General features: G+C 62.9%; 5 protein-coding genes. 4 read left to right on the top strand and 1 reads right to left on the bottom strand.

The window, feature by feature from the left end; genetic code table 11:
* Window positions 1-601: 601 nt before the first annotated feature.
* A complete protein-coding gene (locus tag HY962_13125) occupies window positions 602-1,324 on the bottom strand; it encodes a hypothetical protein (protein MBI5647865.1) in 723 nt (240 codons plus the stop codon).
* Between the two features lie 249 nt (window positions 1,325-1,573).
* Here HY962_13125 and HY962_13120 point away from each other — a divergent pair, with 249 nt between their 5' ends.
* Genes HY962_13120 through HY962_13105 form a run of 4 tightly spaced genes read left to right on the top strand, consistent with a single transcriptional unit; the run spans window position 1,574 to window position 9,529 of the window.
* The gene (locus tag HY962_13120) at window positions 1,574-3,100 is read left to right on the top strand and encodes a heme-binding protein (protein MBI5647864.1); all 1,527 of its coding nucleotides are present in this window, start codon (window positions 1,574-1,576) and stop codon (window positions 3,098-3,100) included.
* Window positions 3,097-4,794 carry a hypothetical protein gene (locus tag HY962_13115; GenBank protein ID MBI5647863.1) on the top strand — a complete coding sequence of 566 codons (1,698 nt, stop codon included), beginning with the start codon at window positions 3,097-3,099 and terminating at the stop codon, window positions 4,792-4,794. The genes HY962_13120 and HY962_13115 overlap by 4 nt, the downstream gene beginning before the upstream one ends.
* Window positions 4,794-8,561, top strand: a complete 3,768-nt coding sequence (locus HY962_13110; GenBank protein ID MBI5647862.1) for a hypothetical protein — start codon at window positions 4,794-4,796, stop codon at window positions 8,559-8,561. The genes HY962_13115 and HY962_13110 overlap by 1 nt, the downstream gene beginning before the upstream one ends.
* A complete protein-coding gene (locus HY962_13105) occupies window positions 8,558-9,529 on the top strand; it encodes a hypothetical protein (GenBank protein ID MBI5647861.1) in 972 nt (323 codons plus the stop codon). Before HY962_13110 ends, HY962_13105 begins: the two co-directional genes overlap by 4 nt.
* The last annotated feature ends 52 nt before the right edge of the window (window positions 9,530-9,581 follow it).

Here is a 9,581-nt window from a genome sequence, read left to right as displayed (position 1 = left end):
GGGACGGGGGACGGGGGACGGGGGACGGGGGACGAGGGACGGGGGACGGGGGACGGGGGACGGGGGACGGGGGACGGGGGAGTAGGGAGTGGGGAGTACGGAGTAGGGAGTGGGTCGATTCGTGGCGGAACTCCCCCGGCACCCTCTTAAAAAGAGGGGGTTGTCCGATTATCATTTTGAAAACGCGTCTGCCGGTCTACCATCTGCCAACGACCCAACCACAATCACCTGTGTCCTAACACGCGTGTGAGGATACAGGAGACAGGAGTCAGGAGACACGGGTCGAATCAGCGTCTGTCTGTTGTCTCCTCACGCTCGCGTAAGGATACAGGAGACAGGAGTCAGGAGACGCTGGTCGATTCAGTGTCTGTCTGTTGTCTCCTCACGCTCGCGTAAGGATACAGGAGACAGGAGTCAGGAGACACTGGTCGATTCAGTGTCTGTCTGTTGTCTCCTCACGCTCGCGTAAGGATACAGGAGACAGGAGTCAGGAGACACGGGTCGAATCAGTGCCTGTCTCCTGTCTCCTTCCTCCTGTCTCCTCACGCACATCGAGCAGATCCATCTACCATCTACTATCTACCAACTACTATCTACCAATTCAATACCCAAGCAGCCGCGGATACTCACACGGATTTAATGCGGTGACCTCGCCATTTGTGTCGCAGAAGGCGGCGAAGGTGGGCAGGGAGGAGGTACGGGGACGTATACAAATCTTCGCCCAATCGTAGGGAGGCACCATCACGTGGGAGCAGACACGCACTTCATACACGGGTGTCAGCAGGGTGTAATGCTCCACGATGAGAATCTGTGGATACGTGTTCCACGTACCCATAGAGGGGACAAAGGCGGGGAGATACTCCGGATGATGGTCCGCGAACCAGGAAAGAAAACGTGCACGGACGCTGTCGGCAACCGCCGGATCCGGTGCATGCCACTCGATGACGCGGACGCGCAGGGTGAGACGGCGCCTCACGCCGCCGTGCTCCGCCACCACGGTGAGCGGGTAAGCATCCTCCGCTAGTCCAGCGCGCGGATGAACGAGGACTTCGAAAACCGAATCCTTCGCGCCAAGGAGGGTCTTCGTGAGCGTGGCGCCCAGCGAGGCATCCGCCTCGAGAGACAGCCGCACGGATCCGCCAAAGCCAAACCCGGGTGACATCCTGCACACAAATAGTCCGCCCCCGGACGGGGCGCTTCGAATGGAATCATACACGGCCGCAATCGTGTATTCGCCGCGGTCGTGTGTGCCGGGCTGGGCGGGATCGTAGGGCGTCTCGCATTGCAGACCAAGCACCGTGATACAGAGGAGCAACCACTTCATGGGACACCTCTCATAGTAAATTGGACGACATACCACATACGATAACACATGTATGATGTTCCATGGGGATCACGAAATGCACCCGATTCCATTCACACTGTTCAACTTTTTTCGACGGAAAAAGCGGATATAGTTGCTCCCGAAGGTCTGTTTACCTATCTTTTTCCAAATCCCAATACGTACATGCCCATGCCGCCCGCTGATGGCGGAGGGCGAAATCACGATGTATCCACGAGAGACGCCTTCTGGATGATGAAGACGATCACTGTGTATATCCTGTCCCTGCTCACCGTCTGCATTTTGTGGACCGGCTGCGACGTGGCCGACCCCGCGCCCGCGGCGGGATCCGTCGACGTGCGCACGCTCGATTCGGCGGATGTGCGGCGCGTGGTGGCGCAGGCGGTGCAAACGGCCGACGGCCTTGCGCCCAGGCGGGCGGTGGCCATCGCGGTGACGGACCGGGAGGGGAACGAACTCGCCGTCTTTCTGATGGACGGACTCGTGGATCCGGGCGACACGACCGAGGCGCGCGCCAAGGCACGCACGGCATCGTATCTCAGCAGCAATCAAAATTCCTTCTCCACGCTCACGGCGAGTTTCATCACGCGTCCGCATTTCCCGCCGGGCATTGCAAACACGCCCGCGGGTCCGTTGTTCGGCGTCGGTTTCTCGAGTCTGCCCGGCGGCGACATACAGCCGAACGGCGGCGCCCTCAACGACAGGCCGGGCGGGATACCGCTGTACAAGGACGGCATACTCGTGGGCGGCATCGGCATCGCGGGCGCGGGCGCGGGCTTCGACACGACCACCTGCGAGGGCATCACCGCCGATGAAGTGATTGCTGTGACGGCGGCGCGCGGCTTCGAGGGTCCGGCGCGCATCCGCGGTGATCAGACACTCGCGGGAGGCATACGCCTGCTCTACACAAATGCGATCCCCGCGTCCGTTGTTTTTGTGCCGGGCTTTGATGAACGCACACGCGGCGTGTACACCTTCCGTCCCGCGCAGGGCGGCGCGCCCGTGTTCCCGATCGAGGGCGAGGTGACACGCGGCGGAGTCACATCGTTCGCCATACGCGGCAGCGGTTTCACCACGCCACCACATCTCAGCGCCGCCGAGGTGCGCGGCATCCTCACGGCCGCCGCCGCGCAGGCCGGCATCACACGCGCCGCGATCCGGCAACCCGTCGGTGTGCCCGCGCGTGTGTTTATCGCGGTGGTGGATCGCGACGGCCGCACCGTGCTCGGCGTGTGGCGCACACGCGAGGCCACGCTGTTCAGTTTTGATGTGGCCGTGCAGAAGGCCCGCACCGCGCTGGCCTTCAGCGATCCCGCGAATACCGAATTCGGCGCGCGTGTGCGCGGCATACTCGGACTCGCTTCCGATGCCGGACTCGCGATGACTACACGCGCGGTCGGGTTCCTCGCGCAGGACTTTTATCCCCCGGGCATCGACCGCAGCACTCTCGGTGTTCCGCAGAAGCCGGGTCCGCTGTATCAGGGACCGGGCTTTCAGTATCAGCGTTCGCTCTTGCGTCCCGGACTCCCCGCATACGGGAACGGCATCACCATCTTCCCCGGAGGCATTCCACTCTATCGCAACGGTGTGCTGATCGGCGCGATCGGGGTCAGCGGTGACGGCGTGGATCAGGACGATCTCATCGCCGCCGCGGGAGCGCGCGGCTACGACGCGCCGTCCGCGATACGCAGCGACGCCTTTTTCTACGACGGCGTGCGTCTGCCCTTCGTGAAATTCCCGCGCAAGGCGGAGCTGTGACGTCCATCCGCACATATCGCAACACCGCCGTCTGTGTTCTAGGTCTGTTCTGTCTCGGCTCGTCGGCACTTCGCGCGCAGAGTGCGGCCGACTCGGCGCGCAGCACGCGCGACAGCGCCGCGACCGAGCGCAGCATTCCCGACTTCGTGCCGCTGCCCGACCGCTGGCGGCAGATCGTGCCCCCGCCCTACGAACTCAATGTCGCCACACACTGGTACGATCCCTACAACCAAAACGTGCTGAAGGGCGACTATCCCGTCATCGGACAGAACACGTTTTTTATTCTCGCCGCGACGAGCGAAAGCGCGGGAATTTACGCCGATCTTCCCACGCCGAGCAGCAACAGCACACGCGCACCGTTGAGCGACGTGTTCTTCGGCAGCGGCGAGAGATTCGCGGGCGTGCAGAATCTGAAACTCACCCTCGAGCTGTATCACGGCGACGCCGCGTACAGGCCGCGCGACTGGGAAGTGAAGGTGACGGGCGTCTTCAACGCGAATTATGTGGCGCTGCGCGAGTTCAACAACGTGAACATCAACGTACGCAAGGGCAGGGAGAGGGCCGACCGCCACTTCGCCTTCGAGGAACTCTCGTTCGAGAAACACCTGTTCGACATCAGCGACCGCTACGACTTCGTGTCGTTCCGCGCGGGCATTCAGCGCTTTGCCAGCGACTTCCGCGGCTTTGTGTTCAGCGACTTCAACCTCGGCGCGCGGATCTTCGGCAATGCCGCGAACAACCACATACAATACAATCTCGTGTTCCTTCCCATGCTCGAGAAGGAAACAAACAGCGAACTCAACACGCTGTTCGACAGCCGGGATCAGCAGGTGTGGATCGGCAACATCTATCTCCAGGATCTGTTCGCCCTCGGACACACGACGCAGTTCAGTGTTCTGTACAATGACGACAGGGCTTCGCGGCACTTCGACGAAAACGGCGTGCCTGTGCGTCCCGCCTTGCTCGGCACCACACGACCGCACGCGCTGAAGGTGTGGTACGCGGGGTGGTCCGGCGACGGCCATTTCGGTACGATCAACGTGACCCATGCCGTGTATCAGGTGTTCGGCGAGGACAGCTTCCAGCCGCTCGCGGGACGCTCCACCAACATCAACGCGCAGATGGCGGCGCTCGAGCTGTCGGTGGATCAGGACTGGCTGCGTTTCAAAGTCTCCGGCTTTTACGCGAGCGGTGATGCAGAGCCATTCGACGGCACCGCGCGCGGCTTCGACGCGATTATCGACGCGCCGTTTTTTGCCGGAGGGCCTTTCAGTTTCTGGAACGGGCAGGGCATACGTCTGCAGGATGTGGGTCTGGTGCACCGCGGCAGTCTGCTGCCGTCGCTGCGCAGCAACAAATTCGAGGGACAGGCCAACTTCGTGAATCCCGGCATCCTGATACTGAACGCCGGCTGTGATGCGGAACTGACGCCGGAACTCAAGGCCGTGCTGAACATCAACATGCTGCGCTTCGCCGCGGTTGAACCACTGCAGGCCTTCATCCATCAGAACGCGCTGCGGAAAAACATCGGACTCGATTACGGACTCGGTTTTGTGTACCGGCCCTTCCTCAACAACAACATGATCGTGACGGCGGGCGCCAGCGCTCTGACACCACTCGCGGGATGGAGCGACATCTACGAAAGTTCCGCCACGCGGTACGCCGCCTTTCTTGTCCTAGCCATGACCTACTGATGCAACGCCGACGTCATATCGACACCCTGATCGAGAGTCCGCGCACTACAGCCGGGCGCGTCCGTGCGGGCGTTTCCGGATCGGATGCCGCGCACGCGATAGGCCGTACCGCTCTGTTCGCCGTCTGCCTGCTATGTTTTGTGGGAGCCGGTCTGCGGGCGCAGGACAACAGTCTGCTGCGTCAGTCGCAGGAGGATGTGGCGCGCAAGAGCAGCGGCTGCCTTACCTGCCATGGCGGCATCGAACCCATGCACAAGAACGTGCCGCTCGGATGTATCGACTGCCACGGGGGCGACGCGTCCGCAAAGACAAAAAGTTCGGCGCACATCGCGCCCCGTTACCCCGAGGCCTGGAAGAGTGCCGCGAATCCGCAGCGCTCGTACACACTGCTCAACCGCGAGAGTCCCGAATTCATCCGCTTCTTCAATCCGGGCGATCTGCGTGTGGCCGACCGCGCGTGCGGCGGCTGCCATGCCACGGAAGTCTTCAACGTGCGCAAGAGCATCATGACCACATCGGCCCTCCTGTGGGGCGGCGCGGCGTACAACAACGGCATCGTGTCGACCAAACACTACATTTTCGGCGAGAGCTATTCCATCGACGGTGTGCAGCAGCAGATCAATACCGTCCCTCCGCCGACCGCCGAGGAGATGGCAAAGAAGGGCATACTCCCCACGCTGTTGCCGCTGCCGCGATGGGAGATCACGCAGCCGGGCGACATCTTCCGCAGCTTCGAGCGCGGCGGGCGTGTGTCGCGCGCAAATCCCTCCGAGATCGGCAACCCGAATCCCGCCGAGGAGCCGGGCAAACCCGACAACAAACTGAGCGCGCGCGGCCCCGGCACGGAACTGCGCATCAGTTCGCCGCTGCTCAACATTCACAAGACCCGGCTCAACGATCCGCATCTCTCCTTCCTCGGCACAAACGATCATCCCGGCGACTACCGCTCGAGCGGCTGCACCTCCTGTCATGTGGTGTATGCCAACGACCGTTCGCCCGTGAACGCCGGACCCTACGCGCGCTTCGGCAACCGCGGGTTCTCGCAGAGCGCCGACACCACGATTCCCAAAAACGAATCCGGCCATCCGATACGGCATCAGTTCACCAACGCGATTCCGTCGAGCCAGTGTGTCGTGTGCCACATGCATCAGCCGAATTCCTTCGTCAACACCTATCTCGGATATCAGATGTGGGATTACGAGACCGACGGCGCGGCGATGTATCCCGAGACACAGGCAGATCCGAGCGCGGCCGAGGCCTTCGCCATGCTTTCGCATAATCCCGAGGGCGCCGTGCTTCGCGGCAAATGGGGCACCGCCGAATTTCTCGCGGAAGTGACACAGTTGAATCCGCTGCTGACGCTCACGCAGTTCGCGGACTATCATGGCCACGGGTGGATATTCCGCGCCGTGTTCAAGAAGGACCGCAAGGGCCATCTGCTCGACAAGGACGGTGCGCGCATCCCCGAGACCGCGCGCGACAAATTCGCAGGCGTGGTGCCGCTCGTCGATAAAAACGGCGCGCTGGTGCAGCCGCCCGCACCCGCCGGCGCGCAGCGCGCGGTGCATCTCAAGGACATACACGCCGAGAAGGGTATGCACTGCGTCGACTGCCATTTCAAGCAGGACGCACACGGCACGGGGCGCCTCGTCGGCGAATTCCACAACGCGGTGGAAGTGCAGTGCATCGACTGCCACGGCGACTATGCAGCACCCGCGCTCCTGCGCACATCGGGTGTGGCGGCAAGCGAGGAGAGTCCCGCGCTCGACGACATGAACACACCCTTCAACGAGCGCCGTTTCCGCAAACGTGGTAAAACCGTCGTGCAGCGTTCCGTCGTCGACTCGTCGCTGTCGTGGGAAGTGAGCCAGACCGCCGAGGCGCACGACGCCGCGTCAAAACACTACAACGAGAAGGCGGCCATCGCGCATCTCATGACACGGCAGGGCGTGCGCGCGAAGGACGGATCGGATCCGGCCGGCCTCGCGCATTCGTCCGCGCGGATGGAATGCCAGAGCTGCCACACATCGTGGGTGACGAACTGCTTCGGCTGTCATCTCCCGATGGAGGCGAACTGGAAAAAATCATCCAATCATTTCGAAGGCGAGACCTCGCGGAACTGGACCACCTACAATCCCCAGGTGCTGCGTGACGACGGGTACATGCTGGGCATCACCGGATCCACCAAGGGCGGCAAGGTGACAAGTGTACGATCGTCGAGCGCGCTGGTGCTGAGTTCACGCAACGCCAACCGCGAGCAGATCTACACACAGCAGGCGCCCATCTCGGCGCCGGGCTACAGCAGCCAGGCCTTCAATCCGCACTTCGCGCACACCGTGCGCAAGACCGAGACCAAGGCCTGCACCGACTGTCATCTCTCGTCGAAGAACGACAACAACGCGTGGATGGCGCAGCTCCTTCTCCTCGGAACGAACGCGGTAAACTTCGTCGGCAAGTACGCCTACGTTGCCGCGGGCGAGGGCGGCGTGGAGGCCGTGGAAGTGACGGAGACAGACGAACCGCAGGTGGTGATCGGCAGCTACCTGCACAGTCTCGCCTATCCGCGCTGGTACAAGGAACATCTCGAACGGCAGCGACGGCTGGAGATGTCGTACACACACGGCGGCAGCGTGCTCAGTCTGCAACTGCGCGGCGAATATCTGTACACGGCCTGCGGCAGCGGGGGCTTCCGCGTGTACGACGTGGCGAACATCGACAACAAGGGGTATTCGGAACGTATCGTCACCGCGCCGGTGTCGCCGCTCGGTCAGGGCGCGTATGTCGCAACGACGAACGCGACCGCGGTGGCGCTGCCCACCACGATGCCCATCGACACGCGTCGTGTGCACAGGCCGGAGAATCAGGAGCAATGGCCGATACATCCGTTGTACAGCTACGCCTACATCACCGATGCCAAGGAAGGCCTGATTCTCGTGGATGTGATGACGCTGTCGGACGGTGATCCGCGCAACAACTTCCTCCGCCGCGCGCTCACATTTAATCCGGGCGGCGCACTCGACGGCGCCGTGAATCTCACCGTCGCGGGCAATTACGTGTACGTGTGCTGCGCCCGCGGCGTGGTGGTGGTGGACATCAGCGAACCGCTGAAACCCGTCATCACGGCCGAGATCGGCGCGCCCGCCATACGCGACGCGCGGGCCATTGCGGTGCAGTTCCGTTACGCGCTTGTGTGCGACGGCGAGGGCGTGAAAGTGCTTGACATCACCGCGCCCGAGAAACCCGTGGCCGTGAAGAAGACGCTGCCGCTGGCGGGCGCGCAGGACATCTATATCGCGCGCACCTATGCCTACGTGGCCGCCGGGAGGCAGGGACTCGCGATCATCGACGCCGAGAATCCCGAGAACCTCGTGCTCGAGAAACTCTACAGCGCCGGCGGTGTGATCGACGATGCGCGCGGCGTGAAGGTGGGCGCAACCAACGCGAGCTTCTTCGCTTACGTGGCCGACGGAAAAAACGGATTACGCGTGATACAGCTCACATCGCCGAAGGACACACCCGGACATCTCGGATTCAGTCCCGCTCCCACACCCGCGCTCATCGCCACACGACCGACGAGGGGACCGGCTCTGGCCGTGTCGAAAGGGATGGACCGCGACCGCGCGGTGGATGAAAGCGGGAATCAAGTGAGTGTATTCGGACGGCTCGGCTCGCGTCCTTTCACACTCGAGGAGATGCGGCGTTTGTACATGAAGAACGGAAAAATCTGGACCGTGACCGACGAGGGCAAAGTGGAGTACAGACAATGAGAGCAGTACCGAACCGTGTTGTGTTCGCCGCGCTGTGTGCGGCGGCGCTCTGCTGCGGGCCGCGCCTCGCGGCGCAGGGAAAGTACCAGACCCTCGGGATGGGCGGCTGCGGCACCGACCAGAACAACTGCCACGTGCGCGAGTACAAGGCGTACAAAAACGATCCGCATCAGAAGACACTCGAGAAGCTGTACGACGACGAGGAAAAGGCGAAGGACTACGGCGACAAGCTCGGAATCAAAGACATCTACAAGGCGTCCACCTCGTGTATGAAATGCCATGGCACCGTGGTGTCGGGCAAGAGCGACGTGGAGGACGGCGTGTCGTGCGAGAGCTGTCACGGTCCGGGCAGCGGCTACAAGGAACCGCACAAGGAGGGCACGGGCGGCGGCGCGCAGCGGCCCGGCTACGTGAAAGGTCTGCAGACAGGACTTATCGATCTGAAAAATCTGAATACACGCGCCAAACTCTGCGTGGGCTGCCATCTGGTGACCGACCAGAAGCTCGCCGCCACCGGACACAAAAACGGCGCGGGTTTCAACTACGTGTCGGGCATTAAGACTGTGGCCAAACACTGGAAGCGCGCCATCACACCCGACGAGACACAGAAGGCGCTGTTCGCATCGGCGGCAGGATCACGCGGACCGGCCGCACTGGTCAGCTCGGCGCCCGCGCCACCGCCGCCGCAGGGCGCACCATCGCCGACCGCGGCCCCGACGCAGCCGGCCGGGCCCGCGCGCGGGGGTGACGCCGGCACCGTATCCACTCCACGACCCGCGCGCAGGCCGCCTCCTCCGCCGCGTTCGCCCGCGCCCGAACCGCTTCCGCAGGACGATGTGACGATGGATGCCGCGCCTGCCGTGCCGACGTTGCCCGCCTTCCCGCAGCTCGGCGACAAGGATCCCATCGACCGCCAGCTTCTGCTTCTGCGGAAACGTATCGACCTCCTGTACGGAATCGCGCGATGAGAAACGTCGGGCGCGCACACGGCGCACGTTTCCCGCGCAGACACAAGGACAC

The sequence above is a fragment of the Ignavibacteriota bacterium genome (assembly GCA_016218045.1).
Taxonomy (GTDB): Bacteria; Bacteroidota; Ignavibacteria; order SZUA-365; family SZUA-365; genus JACRFB01.
Note: the sequence above shows the minus strand (reverse complement) of the source record. Positions and strands in the feature narration are given on the sequence as shown.

What these genes read in the sequence shown, in the direction of transcription:
- HY962_13125 (MBI5647865.1), bottom strand. Translation starts at nt 1,324, where the DNA reads ATGAAGTGGTTGCTCCTCTGTATCACGGTGCTTGGTCTGCAATGCGAG.
- HY962_13120 (MBI5647864.1), top strand. Translation starts at nt 1,574, where the DNA reads ATGATGAAGACGATCACTGTGTATATCCTGTCCCTGCTCACCGTCTGC.
- HY962_13110 (MBI5647862.1), top strand. Translation starts at nt 4,794, where the DNA reads ATGCAACGCCGACGTCATATCGACACCCTGATCGAGAGTCCGCGCACT.
- HY962_13105 (MBI5647861.1), top strand. Translation starts at nt 8,558, where the DNA reads ATGAGAGCAGTACCGAACCGTGTTGTGTTCGCCGCGCTGTGTGCGGCG.